This is a genomic window from Kosakonia sp. ML.JS2a (assembly GCF_025642095.1).
In the GTDB taxonomy this organism is placed as follows: Bacteria; Pseudomonadota; Gammaproteobacteria; order Enterobacterales; family Enterobacteriaceae.
This window is the reverse complement of sequence record NZ_CP106754.1, coordinates 1,626,818-1,645,881: the sequence shown is the minus strand read 5'-3', so window position 1 is coordinate 1,645,881 and position 19,064 is coordinate 1,626,818. Positions and strand designations below refer to the sequence as shown.

The following is a 19,064-nucleotide window of genomic DNA, read 5'->3' as shown; positions in this document are numbered from 1 at the left end:
TCGAGTCACTTATGCTGAACAGGACGAAGGACACACCCGGGAGGGGAACATGAAGATACTGATTACCGGCGGTACGGGCCTGATTGGTCGTCATTTGATCCCTCGCCTGCTCGAGTTGGGGCACAGCGTCGCGGTGGTCACCCGCAATCCCGCCAAAGCACAACAGCTGCTGGATGCACGCGTCAGTTTGTGGAAGGGGTTGAGCGAACAGACACACCTTAATGACATCGACGCGGTGATCAATCTGGCAGGTGAACCCATTGCCGACAAGCGCTGGAATGAACAGCAGAAACAGCGGCTATGCAACAGCCGCTGGGAGATCACCCAGCAACTGGTCGACCTGATTCACGCCAGCGATAACCCGCCGCAGGTACTGATTTCCGGTTCAGCTGCTGGCTACTATGGCGATCTCGGTGAAGTGGTGGTCACTGAAGAAGAACCGCCGCATAACGAATTCACCCATAAGTTGTGCGCGCGCTGGGAGCACATCGCCAGTAGCGCACAGAGCGACCGCACCCGCGTGTGCCTGCTGCGAACTGGGGTAGTATTAGCACCAAAAGGCGGCATCCTTGGGAAACTGTTACCGCTGTTTCGCCTCGGTCTGGGCGGTCCTATCGGCAATGGTCGTCAATATATGGCGTGGATCCACATTGACGATATGTTGAACGGCATTCTCTGGTTGCTGGATAACGATCTGCGCGGACCGTTCAATATGGTTTCCCCCTACCCGGTGCGCAACGAACAGTTTGCTCATACGCTCGGTCACGTATTGCAACGCCCGGCGATCATGCGCGCCCCCGCGTTTGCGGTGCGCCTGATGATGGGTGAGTCCTCCGTGCTGGTACTTGGCGGGCAGCGCGCTCTACCCAAACGCCTCGAAGCCGCCGGCTTTGCCTTCCGCTGGTACGATCTGGAAGAAGCGCTGGGGGATGTGGTGACCCCCTAATTTTCGTGGCATCCCTTGTGCTCTTCCGGTGCTAAGCTTAAGCGCTTTGTCACCGGAAGGGCGATTTAATGACGTTGCAGACCCCCCGCTTTACGCTTACCCCGTTTCAGGAATCCGACTGGCTGTTCTTTCTGCGTTTACGCCGGGATGACCGCATTATGCGCTATATGGCCGAAGTCGCCTCCGAAGGGCAGGTCCGCACGTTATTTGATAATCGCCTGCTGGATGACAACGCCTTTGTGATCCGTGATGCGCAGCATACCGCCGTCGGCGATATCGGCCTGCGCCCCAGCGTGCATAATCCGCAGGAAGCGGATGTCGGTTATTCCATCTCACCCGCTGCGCAGGGCCGCGGTGTGGCGTCAGAAGCGCTGCAAGCACTGTGCGAGTTTGCCTTCGATAAGCGGGATGTACAGGCGCTGAATGCCTGGGTGCTGGCAGAGAATCAGGGGTCCGTGCGGGTACTGGAAAAGAGCGGTTTTCAGCGTGTACAGGTGCTGGAAAAAGCCTATCTGCTGAAGGGCGAATATTACGACGACTGGGTGTACCGGCGGGAAAAAGGCGCGCAGGCGTGTTAACTACCCGGCAACGTTTTACCCTCCCCTTTCATCACTGGAAATGACATTGTTTACCTCGACAAAAACGCGACTGTTCCTGGCTGGAGGGCTCGCCCTGCTGTGGTTGTTCTGGCTGATTTTCGCCAGTCGACTCAGCCATAAAGCCTACCTGCAAGCCAATGCGCCAGACACCGGCGTCATGATGGCGATCGCCGTGCTGGCTGGCCTGCTCGTTGCCTGGCGTCTCGCGCAAAAAGGGTGGCGGTTCAAATCGCTGTTGCTGACGTTCTCAGGGGTATTCCTGTTTATCGCATTAACCCTGTGGCATGCGCCGGAAGCCTGGGTGCGTGCCACCGCCAGCGAGCGGGTGCAAAGCGAAGTGACGTTCAGTATCGGGCATCCCGGCCCGCCGGTGACGCGCAGTCAACACTGCGAAGCCGGTCTGCGTTTTTATGATGCATGGTTACAACGCCCGGTAGAACTCTGCACCCGTGATGATATCGTGCCACCCGGCGCGCGCACCGTACAACTGGAAAAGCGCGTCACCGCCAGGGGGGCAGTATTTACCCACTATCGCTTTATTTCTGCTTCCGGCATCCCACAGGGATGGTGGCCTGTCACACCACCATCACGGGCCAGATAACACCTCATCCGGCGCGTTGCTGGTCGAGGAAGGCGCAGCGGTGACGGCGCGTAAAAAAAAAGACCGCCGGCGGCGGTCTTACATGTTATTTCAATGAGCCTTTGAGGAACTGCTGCAAACGCGGGCTTTTCGGGTTGGTAAACACCTCATCCGGCGCACCTTCCTCTTCGATTTTGCCCTGATGCAGGAAGATAACGTGGGTGGAAACATGGCGTGCAAACCCCATTTCGTGGGTCACCACCACCATCGTTTTCCCCTCTTCCGCCAGCTGTTGCATAATGCGCAACACTTCGCCCACCAGCTCCGGATCCAGCGCTGAAGTCGGTTCGTCAAACAGCAGAACTTCCGGCTCCATCGCCAGTGCGCGGGCAATGGATACACGCTGCTGCTGGCCGCCGGAGAGATGCACCGGGTATTTTTGCTGCTGCATCTCGTCGATGCCAACCTTCGCCAGGTATTTCACCGCACGTTCGCGGGCTTCCTGCTTGCTTAAGCCCAGCACCTGGATCGGCGCTTCCATCACGTTCTCCAGCACCGTCATATGGCTCCACAAGTTAAAGTGCTGGAATACCATGGTCAGGCGGGTACGCAACAGGCGCAACTGGTGCTTATCGGCCACTTTCAGCTGGCCGTCTTTGTCACGCACCAGGTTGATATTCTGCCCGTTGACGACGATCGATCCTTCGCTCGGTTTTTCGAGGAAGTTAATGCAGCGTAAAAATGTACTCTTGCCGGAGCCGGAAGAGCCAATGATGCTGATCACATCACCCGCATTGGCCTGCAATGACACGCCTTTCAGCACTTCATGCTCACCGTAGCGCTTGTGTAAATCGATAACGTTTAATTTATTCTCAGACATCGTGTTCTCAGTGCGTCGAAGAAGGTTTCATATGCTGCAACCAGCGCTTTTCCGCTTTGCGGAATAAGCTAATCAGCACATAAGAGATAATCAGATACAGCACCGCCGCAATGCCAAAGGCCGTGAACGGCTGGTAAGTGGCGGAGTTAATATCCCGGGCGATTTTCAGCAGATCCGGCACGGTGGCAGTAAACGCCAGCGCCGTGGAGTGCAGCATCAAAATCACCTCATTACTGTAGGCGGGCAGCGCAATACGCAGCGCCGACGGCAGAATAATGCTGCGGTACATTTTGAACGACGAGAAACCATAGGCCCGCGCCGCTTCAATTTCACCGTGCGGCACCGAACGGATCGCCCCGGCGAAAATCTCGGTGGTATAGGCGCAGGTGTTCAGCGTCAGCGCCAGTACCGTACAGTTGAGACCGCTACGGAAAAACGCGTTCAGCAGTTCGGTGCTTTTCACCACTTCCAGCGTGTACATCCCGGAATAGAACACCAACAACTGGACATAGAGCGGCGTCCCGCGAAAAACGTAGGTAAATAACCAGATAGGGAAACGGATGAATTTATTGCTGGAGACGCGCCCGATAGCGAGAAACACCGCCATTACGCCGCCCATCGCCACCGATGAAATCAGCAACCACAGGGTGATCGCCACGCCGGTCAGGCGGTAGCCATCGCTCCACAACAGGGATTGCCAGTACTGCTGAATAATCTCGATCACAGGTCAGCCCTCTTCACACCCACGGAGTAGCGACGTTCGAGAAGAAGCAGCACACCATTGGAAACCGTTGTAAAAACGAGGTAAATCACCCCGCAGACAATGGCGAAATAGAACGGCTCCCAGGTGCTTTTCCCGGCGAGCTGGGTGGCTTTCACCACATCTTCCAGTCCCAGCAGGGAAACCAGCGCCGTAGCTTTAAGGATCACCTGCCAGTTGTTGCCAATGCCCGGCAACGCATAACGCATCATCGCCGGAAACAAAATACGCAGGAAGGTTTGCTTCCCGGTAAAACCAAAGGCGGTAGCCGCTTCAATGTGCCCTTTCGGCACCGCCATATAGGCACCGCGAAAAGTTTCGGTGAAGTAAGCGCCGTAGATAAAACCGAGGGTGATAATCCCTGCCACCATCGGGTCGATATCCAGTTGCTCCAGCCCCATGGCATCGGTGATGCCGTTAAGGGCGATTTGCAGACCATAAAAGATCAACAGCATCAGCACCAGATCCGGCACGCCGCGGATAAGCGTCGTGTAGCCTTCAAAGATTAATGCCAGCGCCCGGTTTTTCGAAAGCTTCGCTCCCGCCCCGGCCAGGCCAATCAGTACCGCCAGCACCACGGAACTGAGTGCCAGTTCCAGTGTGACCAGCGCACCGTGTAATATCACTTGTGAAAACCCGTACAGCATGCAGCCAGTCCTGTCGTGTGTGGTGTTTGCCGTGTCTTTTCCCCTCCCGCTGCGGGAGGGGTCGCACGTTAAGCACGGGTGGGATTAGCCACCGTAAACATCAAAATCAAAATACTTTTTCGCGAGTTTTTCGTAAGTACCGTCGGCGCGCATTTCTGCGAACGCTTTGTTCAGCGCTTCACGCAGTTCGTTTTCATCTTTGCGCAGCCCCATGCCGGTACCGACGCCAAACAGCTTCTCGTCTTTAATGGACGGGCCGCCGAATTTATATGCTTTGCCCTGCGGCGTTTTCAGAAAACCTTCACTGGCGGCCACTTCGTCCTGGAACGCAGCATCAATACGGCCTGCGGTCAGGTCAGAGTAGATATTGTCCTGCCCCTGATAGGAGACAATTTCGACACCTTTCGGCGCCCAGTTCACGTTGCCGTAGGTTTCCTGCGTGGTGCCCTGCAATACGCCAATGCGTTTGCCTTTCAGCTTATCCAGCTCCGGCTGAACGTCGGAATCTTTGGCGACCACCAGGCGTGAATCCGCCGCGTAAAGCTTGTCGGTGAAGGCGATTTCCTGCTGGCGCTTTTCCGTAATGGAGAGCGACGACATAATGACGTCGATTTTTTTCGCTTTCAGCGACGGGATCAGCGCATCCAGCGGGTTTTCGATAAACGTACACTGCGTTTTAATGCGTTTGCACAGTTCTTTCGCCAGATCGATATCAAAACCCACTAATTCGCCCTGCGCATTTTTTGATTCAAACGGCGCATAAGTCGGATCGGTACCAATACGTAATTTTTGTGGGATAGCGGCGAACACAGTAGAAACGCTGGAAACAGCGAGCACCAGAGAAAGAGATAACACCAGTTTTTTCATCATTATCCTCAACAGACTGTCTTTCCTAAGGGAATTAGCTGAACAATACGGTGCCGTTATCGTGCCATCATATGCCCCGGCATGGCAAAAGATTCTGCCCGCACGGTGGCTTTTTTTGCATCCTGAATGCGTAATTATGCATCCATGCACCATTATGACGCACACAATGCACCATAACAGGACATCAACCGTATCTCTGCACCACGCCGTTTAATTGACGTGGTGCATTTTCCCTCAGACCCGGTAGCCCGGGCCATGCAGCCTTACTCGCCGTAGACGTTAAAGTCGAAGTATTTTTTGGCAAGCTTGTCGTAGGTGCCGTCTTTACGCAGTTCGGCAAACGCTTTATCGAACGCGGCTTTCAGCTCGGTATCATCTTTACGCAGACCAATACCGGTGCCGTCGCCAAAGTATTTTTTGTCTTTCACTGACGGGCCAGCAAAGGCGAACCCTTTACCGGCGGGCTGTTTCAGGAAGCCTTCGCTGGCAGCGACCTCATCCTGGAACGCAGCATCAAGACGACCCGCAGCGAGGTCAGAGTAGATCAGATCCTGGTTCTGATACGCCACCACATCGATGCCTTTGGTCCGCCAGTTGTCGTTAGCATAACCTTCCTGCGTTGACCCTTGCAGCACGCCAACGTGCTTGCCTTTCAGCGAATCCAGCGTCGGTTGGATCGGCGAACCTTTTGCCGCAATCAGACGGGAATCGGCCGCGTAGAGTTTGTCAGAGAAGGCGATCTCCTGCTGACGTTTTTCCGTAATGGAGAGGGAAGAGATAATCGCATCGATTTTCTTCGCTTTCAGTGACGGGATCAGCGCGTCAAAGTCGCTCCCAACCCACGTGCATTTCACATGAATGCGTTTGCACATCTCGTTACCCAAATCGATATCGAAACCCACAAACTCCCCTTTCGCATCCTTGGATGAGAACGGCGCGTAAGTCGCATCGGTGCCGATGCGCACCGTCTGGGGAAGCGCTGCATAAACGCTGGCGGTCGCGGACAGACCCAGCATTAAAGACAGAGCGAGAACCGTCTTCTTCATACATTACCCTCAAGTGTTCTGTTTTTATTTTGTATTGCGTTGTGTTGTGTGTTGCTGCCAGTTACCTTGCATGTCTTATGCCAGTTTCCCGCAGTGCATAAATTACCGCGTTAAATTTGTTAATAAAACGTTGCAGATTCACCTTAGTGATGAAAGATAGCAGGTCTGCCGAACGAACCGGAGCGTTAAGCGGGGAAAAGAGGGATTAAATGTTGAGGATATGATCGCGCTTGCAGAATTGCCCCAAAAAAGCGCACACCCAGCCGCAACGCACTATTTTGCAGCATCGCCCCCTTGCCAGCGGGTAAAAAGATCCTGCGGCAGGTCGATAGCAAACTGATCCAGCACGCGGTTGACCGTCTGATCGATCACCTCGTCAAGGGAGTGCGGACGGTGATAAAACGCCGGAACCGGCGGCATAATCACCGCACCCAGCTCAGCGGCCTGGGTCATTAAACGCAAGTGACCAAGGTGCAGCGGGGTTTCCCGTACGCAAAGCACCAGAGGTCTGCGTTCTTTCAGCACCACATCCGCCGCACGCGTGAGCAGACTGTCGGTGTAGCTGTGCACAATGCCGGAGAGGGTTTTAATCGAACACGGCAGAATAACCATGCCTGCGGTTTTAAATGAGCCGGACGAGATACTGGCGGCAATATCGCGCGCATCGTGCACCACATTCGCCAGTGACTGCACATCGCGCAGCGAAAAGTCCGTTTCCAGGGAGAGGGTCTGACGGGCAGCCTGACTCATGACCAGGTGGGTTTCAACCTCCGCCACATCGCGCAGCACCTGTAACAGACGCACGCCGTAGACAGCGCCGCTGGCGCCGGAGATCCCCACAATAAGTCGTTTCATGATTGTCGCCCCTCTTTTGTGCGAGAACTTTGCCTGATTATAGAGGGCGTTGCAACAGATTGCGCCCCTCGCTGGCGGAGGGGCGCGACAGGATCAACCTTCGTTATGCATCTCTAAGCTTTCCACTTCGTTCTGGCGCTGTACGGCTTTGGCATCGTCATTACGCAGGGAATCGAGATAGTCGAGATACTGCTGATTAACGTCTTTGGTCACGTAGACACCATTAAATACCGAGCACTCGAACTGCTGAATATCCGGATTTTCCGCACGTACTGCATCAATCAGGTCGTTGAGATCCTGGAAGATCAGGCCATCAGCACCGATAATCTGGCGGATCTCATCAACTTCGCGACCGTGCGCGATAAGCTCGTTCGCGGTCGGCATATCAATGCCGTACACGTTCGGGAAGCGAATTTCCGGTGCGGCGGAAGCCAGATAAACTTTCTTCGCTCCGGCTTCGCGCGCCATCTCGATGATCTGCTCAGAAGTGGTGCCGCGTACGATGGAGTCATCCACCAGCAGGACGTTTTTATCACGGAACTCCGCGCGGTTAGCGTTCAGCTTGCGGCGCACGGATTTACGACGCAGTTGCTGACCCGGCATGATAAAGGTACGACCAACGTAACGGTTTTTCACAAAACCCTGGCGGTACGGTTTACCGAGGATACGCGCAATTTCCAGCGCGATATCGCAGGAGGTTTCCGGAATCGGGATGACCACATCGATATCCAGATCTTCCCATTCGCGGGCAATCTTCTCACCCAGCTTTGTGCCCATGTTGACGCGGGCGCTGTAGACAGAGATTTTGTCGATAAAGGAATCCGGGCGCGCAAAGTAGACGTATTCAAAAAGGCACGGATTGCTGACCGGGTTATCCGCACACTGGCGGGTAAACAACTGGCCTTTTTCGGTGATGTACACCGCTTCGCCCGGCGCGATATCGCGCAGGAACTCAAAGCCCAGCGTATCCAGCGCCACGCTTTCAGAGGCCACCATAAATTCCGTGCGCCCATCACCGACATCACGTTTGCCCAACACCAGCGGACGGATACCGTTCGGGTCGCGGAAGGCAACCATACCGTGGCCGATAATCATCGCCACGCAGGCGTAGGCACCGCGGATTTGGCGGTTAGTGGCGGCAACGGCGGCAAAAATATTGTCTGCTTCCAGCGGATAGTGGCGGAAATTATCCAGTTCGCTGGCAAAAATATTGAGCAGAATTTCAGAATCAGATGTGGTGTTAATGTGGCGGCGTTTTTCTTCAAACAGCTTTTTACGCAACTCGTGGGCGTTGGTCAGGTTACCGTTATGCGCAAGCGTAATGCCATACGGGGAGTTGACGTAAAAAGGTTGAGCTTCCGAGGCGCTGGAGCTGCCAGCGGTGGGATAGCGCACGTGGCCAATGCCCATGTTGCCCTGAAGACGCTGCATATGGCGGGCTTCAAAAACATCATTTACCAGACCGTTCGCTTTGCGCAGACGGAAACAGTTGTTCGCATCAATGGTGATGATACCCGCTGCATCCTGCCCACGGTGCTGTAACACCGTTAACGCGTCATAAATCGACTGGTTGACCGGCATAACACCGGCGATACCGACAATACCGCACATACGTCTTTTCCTCGTTAAGCCACATCTCAGGGGTTATGCCCTGGGCAAGAAACTCGACGAGCCTTGCAGATAGTCAAAGAACCATCTGATGATGAAGCTGAATTGCGGGATAAGCTGCGACTTTTGCCAGTCTTCGCTTTTCGACAGGCCTGTAAACGTATCAAGAAAGAACAGAATGGCGGCGACGATCAGCACGCCACGCAGCGCGCCAAAACAGATCCCCAACACCCTGTCTGTACCCGACAGGCCGGTTTTCTCCACCAGCGCCCCTAACACGTAGTTAACGATGGCGCCAACAATCAGCGTTGCGATAAACAGCACGGCGATGGCAATCCCATTGCGCACCAGTTCATCTTCAAAGCCCGTGAACCAGACAGACAGGTAAGTGTAGTAATGACTGGCGACAAAGAAAGCACAGCCCCATGTCACCAGCGATAACGCTTCACGAACAAAGCCGCGGATCAGGCTTACCAGACAAGAAAAACCAATCACCGCAATGATGGCGTAATCAATCCAGACCATATGTGTCCCACGATTTTACGCCCTGTCGTCCAGTTCGGGGCGAATTCTAACAGAAAAAGAAAACGTTTGCGTAGGGATTTCCTTCCCGCGCGTAAATAAAAATGGCGCTGAAAAAATATTCAACGCCACGGTTCCGATGGCCTGTCTTTGGTCGTTATTCAGGCTATTTCCCCCTCACCCAGCCCCTCTCCCCGGAGGAGAGAGGAACGGGTCGTGCGGCGCTCCCTCCACGTTGGCTGAGGGCCGGGTTAAGGGGGCGTAACACTTAGTTCGGCGTATACCCCATTACCACACCGCTTAACCCTGACAACTGATTGAGTTCGCTAAGCGAGCCTTTCAGCTTATCGCGCGACGCGTCCGGCCCGACCAGAATGCGGGTGATTTTACCCTGAACCGGCGTGGTCGGCGATGTGTAAACGCGGTACCCTGCGCCACGCAATTTACCAACGATTTCATTGACCTTATCGGCATTTTTCAGCGCACCGAGCTGCACCACATACGCTTTGCCGGTAGGCGTTGGCTTCTCATCCTGCGCTTTTGGCGGCGCGGCAGGCTCTTCGTTCGCCATCGCCAGTTGTTCGCTGGTTTTATCACGCGTGGTCTGCGGTTGGGTCTGTTGCTGCGCCTGCGGTTTTGGCTGCGGTTTCTCAACCGGTTTAGGTTTTGTCACCGGCGGTGTAGTCACTTCCGGATTGGTATTGCCACTGGCGGCAAGCCGGGAGGCATCCAGTGAAGGCGCAGCCGCATCGCCTGCCTGCACCTCTTCCGCAGCCCCTTCCGGCGGCTGGGCAGGCAGCGCCTGCGTTGCAGCCGGCATCATATCGGGTTCGTCGCGATCGCCGGGTTTCGGCACCAGGGGGATCGCCGCGAACTCATCCTGGTAATGCTTTTTCTGCCCGTCGAGCAACCCAGGAAGAATGATCACCCCGAGCGCGACAAGCACAATAGTGCCCATTAAACGGTTCTGAAACTTACTTGCCACCGGTTCTCCCCGCGTCCATCGCTTCCATCACATGCGCTACGGTGTGGAACGATCCACACACCAGCACAGTATCACAGGCGTCGGCTTCCGCCATTGCCGCCTGCCAGGCCTGCGCCACATCCGGCCATGCGCGGCCAGAAGTCAAATGCGCCAGCAGCTGCTCCGCCGTTGCGCCGCGCGGCCCTTCCAGAGGGGCACAATACCAGCTATCGACCACCGGCTCCAGACAGGCAAGCGTCCCGGCGATGTCTTTATCATGGAGCATGCCAATAACCGCCAGCACGCACCCTTTCTTCGGCAGCGCCGCCAGTCGTCCGGCAAGGTAGCCCGCCGCATGAGGATTATGCGCGACATCGAGAATAAGACGCGGCGACTCGCTCACAATCTGGAAACGTCCCGGCAGAATGGCCTTCGCGATCCCGTCGCGTATCGCCTGCTCGCTGACCGGTAGCTGGCTGGCCCGCAGCGCTGCCAGTGCGGTCGCCGCATTGGGTTGCGGCACCTGCGGCAGCGGCAAATTGGTCAGGTCGCCCTGCGCATCACTAAAGTTCCAGCCATCGGCATTAACGGTATAGCGCCACTCCGCACCGCGACGCATTAATAACGCGCCCTTTTCCTGTGCCACGTCGGCAATGGTGTGCGGCATATCCGGTTCGCCAACCACGGCGGGTTTACCACAGCGGAAAACGCCGGCCTTTTCCCGACCGATGCTTTCGCGATCCGGCCCCAGCCAGTCGGTGTGATCGAGTGCAATACTGGTGACCACGGCAACATCGGCATCCACCATATTGGTGGCATCAAGACGGCCGCCAAGACCGACCTCAAGGATCACCACATCCAGCGCAGCCTGCTTAAACAGCCACAGCGCGGAGAGTGTACCGAATTCAAAATAGCTTAATGAGATGTCGCCGCGTACGGCTTCGATTTCCGCGAAGGACTCCGTGTGTGCGGATTCGGCAAGCTCTTCCCCCTGCACGCGCACGCGCTCGGTGTAACGCACCAGATGCGGGGAGCTGTAAACGCCCACCCGATAGCCCGCCGCCAGCAGAATAGACTCCAGCGTACGGCAGGTGGTGCCTTTGCCATTGGTACCGGCAACCGTAAAGACAAACGGCGCGGGGCGCAGCACATCCAGACGCGCCCCGACCTGGCTTACGCGGTCAAGGCCCAGATCGATGGTTTTACTGTGCAGATTTTCCAGATAAGAAAGCCACGCGGCCAGGGGCGACGTGGCTTGCGGAATGCGTTTAGTTTCCATGATGCCCGTTGATATGTACGGTTTGAAAAACAAAAGGGCAGTGCCTGGTGGCCCTGCCCTTCGGTGTTATCAGGCGTCGCCTTCCTGAACTGGCGCCGATGGGATCACCGTGCCAACATGTGTATCGTCCGGATCCGGCGCGGGCAGATTCATCAGCTTCGCCAGAATACGTGCCAGTTTCAGGCGCAATTCCGGGCGGCGGATAATCATATCGATAGCGCCTTTTTCGATCAGGAACTCACTGCGCTGGAAGCCCGGCGGCAATTTTTCACGCACGGTCTGTTCAATGACGCGCGGGCCGGCAAAACCGATCAGCGCTTTCGGCTCAGCGATGTTCAGATCGCCCAGCATAGCGAAGCTCGCGGAAACACCGCCCATGGTCGGATCGGTCAGTACAGAAATATACGGCAGACCGCGTTCCTGCATTTTTGCCAGCGCAGCGGAGGTTTTCGCCATCTGCATCAGCGACATCAGCGCTTCCTGCATACGCGCACCGCCGGAAGCGGAGAAGCAGATCAGCGGGCAGTTATCTTCCAGCGCCTGCTCAACTGCGCGCACAAAACGCGCGCCAACCACAGAGCCCATTGAACCGCCCATAAAGGCGAACTCAAACGCCGCAGCAACAACCGGCATGCCGTGCAGCGTGCCTTTCATGACCACCAGCGCATCTTTCTCGCCGGTCTCTTTCTGGGCTGATGCCAGACGGTCTTTGTATTTTTTGGAGTCGCGGAACTTCAGCACGTCTTTCGGCTCAAGCTCGCTACCCAGTTCCACCAGTGAACCTTCATCCAGCAAGCTATGCAGGCGATTACGCGCTGTCATACGCATGTGGTGGTCACATTTCGGGCAGACCTCAAGGTTACGCTCCAGCTCGGCGCGGTACAGCACCTGACCGCAGCTATCGCATTTTGTCCACACACCTTCAGGGATGCTTGCCTTACGGGTGGGGGTAATGTTGCTCTTAATTCTTTCAATCCAGCTCATTGATAACCTTTATACATGAACCTGGTAGCCCATAAATGGTGCACATTAAAACATAACGGTTCGCAACTTGGGATAAAAAAGTGGTCGAACCGCCGTTGAGTTCTTATTTTGCCTGTCGCGCTGCGGCGCGACGGTGGCGAATAATCTCAAATACACCGGGAAGTATAGACACCACGATGATTCCCACAATCAGCAGCTTAAGATTCTCCTGGATCGCCGGGATGGTACCAAAGAAATACCCGGCGTAGGTAAACAGGAGTACCCACAGCAGCGCGCCCGCCACGTTGAACATGGCGAAATGGCGATAAGACATATGCCCCATGCCCGCGACAAAAGGCGCGAAAGTACGCACTATCGGCACAAAACGCGCCAGAATAATCGTTTTACCGCCGTGTTTCTCATAAAACTGATGGGTTTTATCAAGATAGCTACGACGGAAAATCTTCGAATTCGGGTTGCTGAATAATCGCTCACCGAATAGCCGCCCGATGGTGTAGTTCACCGCATCGCCGGCAATCGCCGCAATCAGCATTAACAACACCATGGTGTGAACATTCAGATCATTGGTTTCCAGCGACGCCAGCGCACCGGCAACGAACAGCAGGGAATCCCCCGGCAGAAACGGCGTGACCACCAGCCCGGTTTCGCAAAACAGGATCAAAAACAGGATCGCATACACCCACACGCCGTATTGCGCCACCAGTTCAGCCAGGTGAACATCAATGTGCAGGATGAAATCAATCAGAAAGCGTATTAAGTCCATATGTGCTTATGCCTTTTTCAATTGCGACTAGTCCGCCAGGAACAGCGGGCCCATTGGCATAGAGGGAAGGTCAAAACGCTGCGGGTAATCTACCGACACCAGATACAACCCTTCCGCTTTCGCCGTTGCTGCTGCCAGCGTTCTGTCCTTTACCGCCAGCAACTCTGCTATCCAGCTCTCCGGCTGGTTGTGGGCGCCTACTTCCATCAGGCTGCCGACAATATTCCTGACCATATGATGTACAAAGGCATTGGCTTTGATATCGACCACCACATAAGGACCATGACGACTGACATTAATGTGCATCAGATTGCGCCACGGCGTGCGCGACTGGCACTGCACCGCGCGAAACGAGGTAAAGTCATTTTCGCCGAGAAGACACTGTGCGGCGCGATGCATCCGCTCTGCGTCCAGCGGGTGGTAGTAGTGCGTTACGCCCTGGCCTAACACCGCCGGGCGCAAGCGATGATTATAAATGACGTAGCGGTAACGGCGAGCCGTTGCGCTGAAACGGGCATGAAAATCATCGGGGACATCTTTCACCCAACGCACCGCGATGTCACCAGGTAAATTCGCATTTACGCCCAGCGTCCAGGCCGCCGGTTTGCGCAGCGAAGTGGTTTCAAAATGCACCACCTGACCGGTTGCGTGCACGCCTGCGTCCGTACGCCCGGCACAAAACACGGTGATCGGTTCATCCGCAACTTGCGAGAGCGCCTTTTCCAGCTTCTCCTGCACGCTGCGCACTTCCTGCTGACGCTGCCAGCCGTAATACTTGCTACCGTCGTACTCAATGCCAAGCGCGATTTTGTAGACCGGCGCTTTCAGCTCGTCCTGCATCAGTACAGATACTCCTGCACCAGTTTTTCGGCGACTTTCACTGCCATCAGCGCGCCGCCGAAGCGAACGTTATCCGCCACGGACCAGAACTGGATCTGCTCCGGCATGCCGTAATCATTACGCACGCAGCCCACGGAAAGATGCGCCTGGCCGGAAGCATCGCCCACCTGCGTCGGGAAGTCGTTCTCTTCCGACAATGCAATATCGTCAAAACGACCGAACGCATCGCGGGCTTCTTCTGCCGCCAACGGACGCAGGGCTTCAAAGTTCACCATCTGCGCATGACCGTAAAACACCGGCGACTGTACGCAACTGGCGGAGATCATTAACCCATCGTCCTGCAAAATTTTACGTGTCTGATCGATAATCACGCGCTCTTCGCGCACGCTGCCTTCACGGTCAGTCAGCAACGGCAACATATTGAATGCCAGTTGGCGACCGAAGTAGTCATCCTCATCAATCGGAATACCGTTCAACAGCTTGGCGCTCTGCCCTGCCAGCGCATCGACGGCCTTTTTGCCGTTACGCGAAACGGACAGCATGCTGGTCACCGCAATACGTGACAGCCCGCCTTCGTCAATCAGCGGTTTCAGCGCTGCCAGCAACTGACTGGTCAGACTGTCCGGCACGGCAATAATGTTACGGTTGCGGTAATCCGCCAGCACAAACGGGTTGATATCCGGCATCACCAGCGGCACATCCGGCTCCAGAGCGAACAAGCCGCTGGAGTCGATAACCAGACAACCGCCATTCGTCGCGTCGTCAATCCAGGTGGCGGACGCCTGCGCGCCAGCCACGAAGAACGCCAGTTGCGCCTGCGTCCAGTCAAACTCAGCCGCGTCTTCCACACGCACGGTTTTACCGGCAAAACGCAGGTTCTCACCGGCACTTTCGCTTGTTGCCAGCGCATACAGTTCGCCAACCGGGAACTGGCGCTCTGCCAGCGTTTCGAGCAAGGCTTCTCCGACAGCGCCAGTCGCGCCGAGAACGGCAATATTCCAGCCTTCAGACATGGTGAATTACTCCAGAAAAAAAGCGTCCTTGCCGGATTTTCCGACAAGGAGCATTAAGAAGACATTAACGTACCGGGGTATGAACGGCGTTGAAGCCCAGTTGGTGCAGCAACGCAGCGGCGCTGGCGTCATCACACTGAACCAACAGTGATGACCACTCGCGGCGCTCAAGGTAATTTTTACGCAATTTATCGAACTCACCCGGTGTGCCTGCCACTTTTCGCAGCAATGCATCGTCGCGGCGCACATCATACACCAAATGAACCAGCCTTTTTAGCGTTGACTGATCGAGCCCGCCATGCAGCGTAATGCGGCCAAATTCCGGCGCGGGCAGCAGCGTATCCAGCGCCACCTGCTGGCGTTTACCAATAAATTCACTATACGCTTCAAAGACCTGCGTTGTACCGCGTGCTTTGCCTTCAAGCGTATAACCGGCGATGTGTGCCGTGCCGATGTCCACGCGATCCAGCAACGCCACGTTCAGATCCGGCTCCGGCTCCCACACGTCAAGCACCACGCTCAGCGCCTGTCCGGCCTGTAGTCGCTGCAACAACGCGGCATTATCCACCACCGGTCCGCGACAGGCATTAATCAGAATAGCGCCAGGCTTGAGGCGAGAAATCAGCGCCTCATCCGCCAGGTGCAGCGTTTTATACGGGCCATCTTTAAACAGTGGCGTATGGAAAGTCAGCACATCTGCTTCACGCACCAACTCATCAAGGCTACGGAAATCGCCCGCATCACCGCGATCGGCGCGCGGCGGATCGCACAGCAACGTGCGGATGCCCAGCGCTTCCAGTCTGGCTTGCAAACGGCCGCCAACGTTGCCCACGCCGACAATACCCACCGTGCGATCTTTCAGCGCAAAGCCGTCACGCTCCGCCAGCATTAACAGTGAAGAGAACACATATTCCACAACGGCAATGGCATTGCAGCCGGGAGCAGCAGAAAATGCGACGCCCGCTTGTTGAAGCGAGGCTTCATCCACATGATCGGTACCTGCGGTTGCCGTACCGACAAATTTGATCCCCGTTCCCTGCAATAAGGCGTCATTTACCTTAGTAACGGAACGCACCATTAATGCGTCGGCATCCGCCAGTTCCGCCACCGGGATCGGGCGCCCCGGAACAGCTTTGACCTCACCCAGACGACTGAAAAGTTCGCGGGCGTAAGGCATATTTTCATCAACGAGGATTTTCACTAGAGTACCTGTTTGAGAACGGGAGTTGAGCGCGCAAGTGTGCCATAATCTGGCGGCCAGGCATACCCGCAATGCCGACAACGCCACGCGAGAGTAAGAGGATTTTCATGATGCAACCCATTCAGGGTGCCCCCGCGCGCCCTCCCGGGCAGGAGCCGCTACAAACCGGCAGCGTTCCCGGTGAACTACCTTTGTCCAGCGTGCAACGCACGGTGCTGGAACGCCTGGTTATTCGCCTGATCGCGTTGACGCAGCAACAGAGCGCAGAAGTCTGGGCTGGCGTGAAACACGATTTAGGGCTGAAGAATGATGCGCCGCTGCTTTCCCGCCACTTTCCGGCTGCGGAGCAAAATCTGAATCAGCGGGTGGAAACCGCCACGCAAAACCATACCACCCGGCAGATAATCTCGCAGTTGACCGAACTGCTGGGCCAGGGGAATAACCGCCAGGCGGTGAGCGATTTTATTCGCCAGCAGTTTGGTCAGACGGCACTCAGCCAACTGACGCCGCAGCAACTGAAAACCGTGCTGACGATGCTGCAAAACAACCAGATCGCCATTCCGCAACCGCAACAGCGCCCGGCCACCGAGCGCCCGTTACTGCCTGCGGAACACAATTCGCTTAACCAGGCGGTGACCAAACTGGCGGCAGCGACAGGCGAATCCGGGAAACTTATCTGGCAGTCGATGCTGGAACTGTCCGGGGTGAAAACGGGTGAACTGATCCCGGCAAAACACTTCGCACCGCTGATGACGTGGCTACAGGCGCGCCAGACGCTGAGCACCCACCCCGCGCCGACGCTGCACACGGTGCAAACGGCGCTGAAACAGCCGCTGGATCCCGTCGAGATGCGCACGATTACGGAATATGCGCAGCAAAACTGGCAGGCGACGCCGCAAACGGTTCTGACCACGGCGCAAGTGCAGGATATTCTCAATCATGTGTTTTTACGCCGCACCGAGCGTTCGCCGGAAGCGCTGGAGATCCGCAATATTCAGCCGATCTACAGCCCCTTTGTCGCGCCAATTATCGAGACGGTTAAATCCATTTCCACCCGACCGGGATTGTTCTTCATTGCGCTGCTGGTCGTCGCGTTCCTGTTCTGGCTGGTGAGCTAAAAAAAGGCCCGATGGCGCTCACGCGTATCGGGCCTGTAGACTTATCCGGCTTAGCTTAAATATTCTCGCCGTTTTGTTTGATCACATCCTGATACCACCAGAACGATTTTTTCCGGCTGCGTGCCAGCGTACCGTTACCGTCATTGTCTTTATCGACATAGATCATACCGTACCGTTTTTTCATCTCGCCGGTACCCGCCGAAACCAGATCGATACAGCCCCACGGCGTATACCCCATTAAATCGACGCCATCCTCCACCACCGCTTTTTTCATTTCACTGATATGGTTGCGCATATAGTCAATACGGTACTGGTCATTGACGATACCGTCGCTTTCCGGCTGATCAATGGCGCCAAATCCGTTTTCCACAATAAACAGCGGGAGCTGGTAAAGGTCGTAGAAATAATTGAGCGAATAACGCAAGCCAACCGGATCAATTTGCCAGCCCCAGTCCGACGCTTTGACATACGGGTTTTTCACCAGGCTTTTGGTTTCGTCATAGTCCAGCTGTGGATTATCTTCCATCGCTTTGGTGACAAAGGACATGTAATAACTAAAGCCGATATAGTCGACGCAACCGCGCGTCAGGATCTGCAGGTCATCGTCAGTAATATCGAGTTTAAATGCCCGACGAGCGAAATAATTGAGCAGGTGTTGCGGGTAATAGCCACGCACGTGCACATCGGTAAACCAGTAACGGCGGTGCATGGCCACCACCGACATCATCATATCGTTGGGATCGCAGGTTAACGGGTAAATCGGGCACATAGCGATCATGCAGCCAATTTTAAAATCCGGATTGATTTTATGCCCGGCTTCCACCGCCAGCGCACTGGCGACCAGCTCATAATGCGCAGCCTGATACATGATGACTTCACGATCTTCACCGGGTTGATATTTCACCCCGGAGTTAGTAAACGGCGCAAAATCTTCGTGGTAATTGGCCTGGTTATTGATTTCGTTGAACGTCATCCAGTATTTCACCTTGCCGCGATAACGGGTGAAAACGGTGCTGGCGAAGCGCACAAAGAAATCGATCACTTTACGGTTACGCCAGCCGCCATATTCGGTGACGAGGTGATAAGGCATTTCGAAGTGAGAAAGGGTGATGACCGGTTCGATATTGTATTTCAGGCACTCATCAAAGAGGTCATCATAAAATTGCAGCCCCGCTTCATTTGGCTCCTGTTCGTCCCCTTTCGGGAAAATACGCGTCCAGGCGATCGAGGTGCGAAAGCATTTAAACCCCATCTCTGCGAACAGCTTAATGTCGTCTTTATAGCGATGGTAAAAATCGATGGCATCATGGTTGGGGTAGTTTTTACCGGGCAGCACGCCATCGGTAATTTCGCGCGGTACGCCGTGCGCGCCGGCGGTCATAACATCGGCAACGCTGACGCCTTTACCGCCCTCTTTCCAGCCGCCTTCCAGCTGATGTGCCGCTACCGCACCACCCCATAAAAAATCCGCTTTAAACCCGGGCATATCACTCTCCTTTCGCTAATGGTGCTGAAAGAATAAACAAGCCAGCGGTGACATAACATCACCGCTGTCGCGTTTTGTGAAACCGGTTGCAAAGAGAGTAATCCGC

At 55.4% G+C, this 19,064-nt stretch carries 20 protein-coding genes; 4 read left to right on the top strand and 16 right to left on the bottom strand.

Features of this window, described 5'->3' with window-relative positions; all coding sequences use genetic code 11:
* The first annotated feature begins 49 nt into the window (after nt 1–49).
* The 3 genes from N7922_RS07960 (at nt 50) to N7922_RS07950 (ending at nt 2,146) form a co-directional block, all read left to right on the top strand.
* A complete protein-coding gene (locus tag N7922_RS07960) occupies nt 50–946 on the top strand; it encodes a TIGR01777 family oxidoreductase (protein ID WP_263100010.1) in 897 nt (298 codons plus the stop codon).
* Between the two features lie 68 nt (nt 947–1,014).
* Nucleotides 1,015–1,524, top strand: a complete 510-nt coding sequence (locus N7922_RS07955) for a GNAT family N-acetyltransferase (RefSeq protein ID WP_263100009.1) — start codon at nt 1,015–1,017, stop codon at nt 1,522–1,524.
* Nucleotides 1,525–1,570: 46 nt separating this feature from the next.
* Nucleotides 1,571–2,146: a hypothetical protein gene (locus N7922_RS07950; protein WP_263100008.1), complete on the top strand. Its 576-nt coding sequence runs from the start codon at nt 1,571–1,573 to the stop codon at nt 2,144–2,146.
* An 85-nt stretch (nt 2,147–2,231) separates the two neighbouring features.
* Here the strand turns inward: N7922_RS07950 and hisP are convergent, their stop codons facing one another.
* The 15 genes from hisP to pdxB form a co-directional block, all read right to left on the bottom strand.
* On the bottom strand, nt 2,232–3,005 hold the full coding sequence (gene hisP, locus N7922_RS07945) for a histidine ABC transporter ATP-binding protein HisP (RefSeq protein ID WP_263100007.1): 774 nt from the start codon (nt 3,003–3,005) through the stop codon (nt 2,232–2,234).
* 7 nt (nt 3,006–3,012) lie between these two features.
* The gene (locus N7922_RS07940) at nt 3,013–3,729 is read right to left on the bottom strand and encodes an ABC transporter permease (protein ID WP_263100006.1); all 717 of its coding nucleotides are present in this window, start codon (nt 3,727–3,729) and stop codon (nt 3,013–3,015) included.
* A complete protein-coding gene (locus tag N7922_RS07935) occupies nt 3,726–4,412 on the bottom strand; it encodes a histidine ABC transporter permease HisQ (RefSeq protein ID WP_263100005.1) in 687 nt (228 codons plus the stop codon). Before N7922_RS07935 ends, N7922_RS07940 begins: the two co-directional genes overlap by 4 nt.
* Before the next feature lie 84 nt (nt 4,413–4,496).
* Entirely contained in the window at nt 4,497–5,279 is a 783-nt protein-coding gene (hisJ, locus tag N7922_RS07930) for a histidine ABC transporter substrate-binding protein HisJ (protein ID WP_263100859.1), read from the bottom strand.
* Between the two features lie 263 nt (nt 5,280–5,542).
* A complete protein-coding gene (argT, locus tag N7922_RS07925) occupies nt 5,543–6,325 on the bottom strand; it encodes a lysine/arginine/ornithine ABC transporter substrate-binding protein ArgT (protein WP_061493892.1) in 783 nt (260 codons plus the stop codon).
* Between the two features lie 273 nt (nt 6,326–6,598).
* Nucleotides 6,599–7,180 (bottom strand): UbiX family flavin prenyltransferase, encoded by a 582-nt coding sequence (locus N7922_RS07920; RefSeq protein WP_263100004.1) that lies wholly within the window; start codon nt 7,178–7,180, stop codon nt 6,599–6,601.
* A 93-nt stretch (nt 7,181–7,273) separates the two neighbouring features.
* Nucleotides 7,274–8,791, bottom strand: coding sequence for an amidophosphoribosyltransferase (gene purF / locus N7922_RS07915; protein ID WP_061493890.1), 1,518 nt, complete (start codon nt 8,789–8,791; stop codon nt 7,274–7,276).
* A 33-nt stretch (nt 8,792–8,824) separates the two neighbouring features.
* Complete coding sequence (gene cvpA / locus N7922_RS07910; RefSeq protein ID WP_061493889.1) at nt 8,825–9,313, bottom strand: colicin V production protein; 489 nt, start codon at nt 9,311–9,313, stop codon at nt 8,825–8,827.
* 265 nt (nt 9,314–9,578) lie between these two features.
* A complete protein-coding gene (dedD, locus tag N7922_RS07905; protein WP_263100003.1) occupies nt 9,579–10,295 on the bottom strand; it encodes a cell division protein DedD in 717 nt (238 codons plus the stop codon).
* Nucleotides 10,285–11,553, bottom strand: coding sequence for a bifunctional tetrahydrofolate synthase/dihydrofolate synthase (folC, locus tag N7922_RS07900; RefSeq protein ID WP_263100002.1), 1,269 nt, complete (start codon nt 11,551–11,553; stop codon nt 10,285–10,287). The genes dedD and folC overlap by 11 nt, the downstream gene beginning before the upstream one ends.
* A 69-nt stretch (nt 11,554–11,622) precedes the next feature.
* The gene (gene accD / locus N7922_RS07895) at nt 11,623–12,537 is read right to left on the bottom strand and encodes an acetyl-CoA carboxylase, carboxyltransferase subunit beta (RefSeq protein WP_263100001.1); all 915 of its coding nucleotides are present in this window, start codon (nt 12,535–12,537) and stop codon (nt 11,623–11,625) included.
* 103 nt (nt 12,538–12,640) lie between these two features.
* Nucleotides 12,641–13,300, bottom strand: coding sequence for a DedA family protein (locus N7922_RS07890; RefSeq protein WP_263100000.1), 660 nt, complete (start codon nt 13,298–13,300; stop codon nt 12,641–12,643).
* 27 nt (nt 13,301–13,327) lie between these two features.
* A complete protein-coding gene (truA, locus tag N7922_RS07885; protein WP_263099999.1) occupies nt 13,328–14,140 on the bottom strand; it encodes a tRNA pseudouridine(38-40) synthase TruA in 813 nt (270 codons plus the stop codon).
* Entirely contained in the window at nt 14,140–15,153 is a 1,014-nt protein-coding gene (locus N7922_RS07880; RefSeq protein ID WP_263099998.1) for an aspartate-semialdehyde dehydrogenase, read from the bottom strand. The genes truA and N7922_RS07880 overlap by 1 nt, the downstream gene beginning before the upstream one ends.
* Nucleotides 15,154–15,217: 64 nt before the next feature.
* Complete coding sequence (gene pdxB, locus N7922_RS07875; protein ID WP_263099997.1) at nt 15,218–16,354, bottom strand: 4-phosphoerythronate dehydrogenase PdxB; 1,137 nt, start codon at nt 16,352–16,354, stop codon at nt 15,218–15,220.
* 110 nt (nt 16,355–16,464) lie between these two features.
* On the opposite strand from pdxB, the gene flk reads away from it, so the two are divergent.
* Nucleotides 16,465–17,472 (top strand): flagella biosynthesis regulator Flk, encoded by a 1,008-nt coding sequence (flk, locus tag N7922_RS07870; protein ID WP_263100858.1) that lies wholly within the window; start codon nt 16,465–16,467, stop codon nt 17,470–17,472.
* A 55-nt stretch (nt 17,473–17,527) separates the two neighbouring features.
* Here the strand turns inward: flk and N7922_RS07865 are convergent, their stop codons facing one another.
* Nucleotides 17,528–18,958 (bottom strand): 6-phospho-beta-glucosidase, encoded by a 1,431-nt coding sequence (locus tag N7922_RS07865; protein ID WP_263099996.1) that lies wholly within the window; start codon nt 18,956–18,958, stop codon nt 17,528–17,530.
* Nucleotides 18,959–19,064: the final 106 nt, after the last annotated feature.

Bases quoted from the DNA above. Each gene is read 5' to 3' on its own strand.
- N7922_RS07960 (WP_263100010.1), top strand. From the start codon at position 50: ATGAAGATACTGATTACCGGCGGTACGGGCCTGATTGGTCGTCATTTG.
- N7922_RS07955 (WP_263100009.1), top strand. From the start codon at position 1,015: ATGACGTTGCAGACCCCCCGCTTTACGCTTACCCCGTTTCAGGAATCC.
- hisP (WP_263100007.1), bottom strand. From the start codon at position 3,005: ATGTCTGAGAATAAATTAAACGTTATCGATTTACACAAGCGCTACGGT.
- N7922_RS07935 (WP_263100005.1), bottom strand. From the start codon at position 4,412: ATGCTGTACGGGTTTTCACAAGTGATATTACACGGTGCGCTGGTCACA.
- hisJ (WP_263100859.1), bottom strand. From the start codon at position 5,279: ATGAAAAAACTGGTGTTATCTCTTTCTCTGGTGCTCGCTGTTTCCAGC.
- argT (WP_061493892.1), bottom strand. From the start codon at position 6,325: ATGAAGAAGACGGTTCTCGCTCTGTCTTTAATGCTGGGTCTGTCCGCG.
- N7922_RS07920 (WP_263100004.1), bottom strand. From the start codon at position 7,180: ATGAAACGACTTATTGTGGGGATCTCCGGCGCCAGCGGCGCTGTCTAC.
- purF (WP_061493890.1), bottom strand. From the start codon at position 8,791: ATGTGCGGTATTGTCGGTATCGCCGGTGTTATGCCGGTCAACCAGTCG.
- cvpA (WP_061493889.1), bottom strand. From the start codon at position 9,313: ATGGTCTGGATTGATTACGCCATCATTGCGGTGATTGGTTTTTCTTGT.
- folC (WP_263100002.1), bottom strand. From the start codon at position 11,553: ATGGAAACTAAACGCATTCCGCAAGCCACGTCGCCCCTGGCCGCGTGG.
- accD (WP_263100001.1), bottom strand. From the start codon at position 12,537: ATGAGCTGGATTGAAAGAATTAAGAGCAACATTACCCCCACCCGTAAG.
- N7922_RS07890 (WP_263100000.1), bottom strand. From the start codon at position 13,300: ATGGACTTAATACGCTTTCTGATTGATTTCATCCTGCACATTGATGTT.
- truA (WP_263099999.1), bottom strand. From the start codon at position 14,140: ATGCAGGACGAGCTGAAAGCGCCGGTCTACAAAATCGCGCTTGGCATT.
- N7922_RS07880 (WP_263099998.1), bottom strand. From the start codon at position 15,153: ATGTCTGAAGGCTGGAATATTGCCGTTCTCGGCGCGACTGGCGCTGTC.
- flk (WP_263100858.1), top strand. From the start codon at position 16,465: ATGCAACCCATTCAGGGTGCCCCCGCGCGCCCTCCCGGGCAGGAGCCG.
- N7922_RS07865 (WP_263099996.1), bottom strand. From the start codon at position 18,958: ATGCCCGGGTTTAAAGCGGATTTTTTATGGGGTGGTGCGGTAGCGGCA.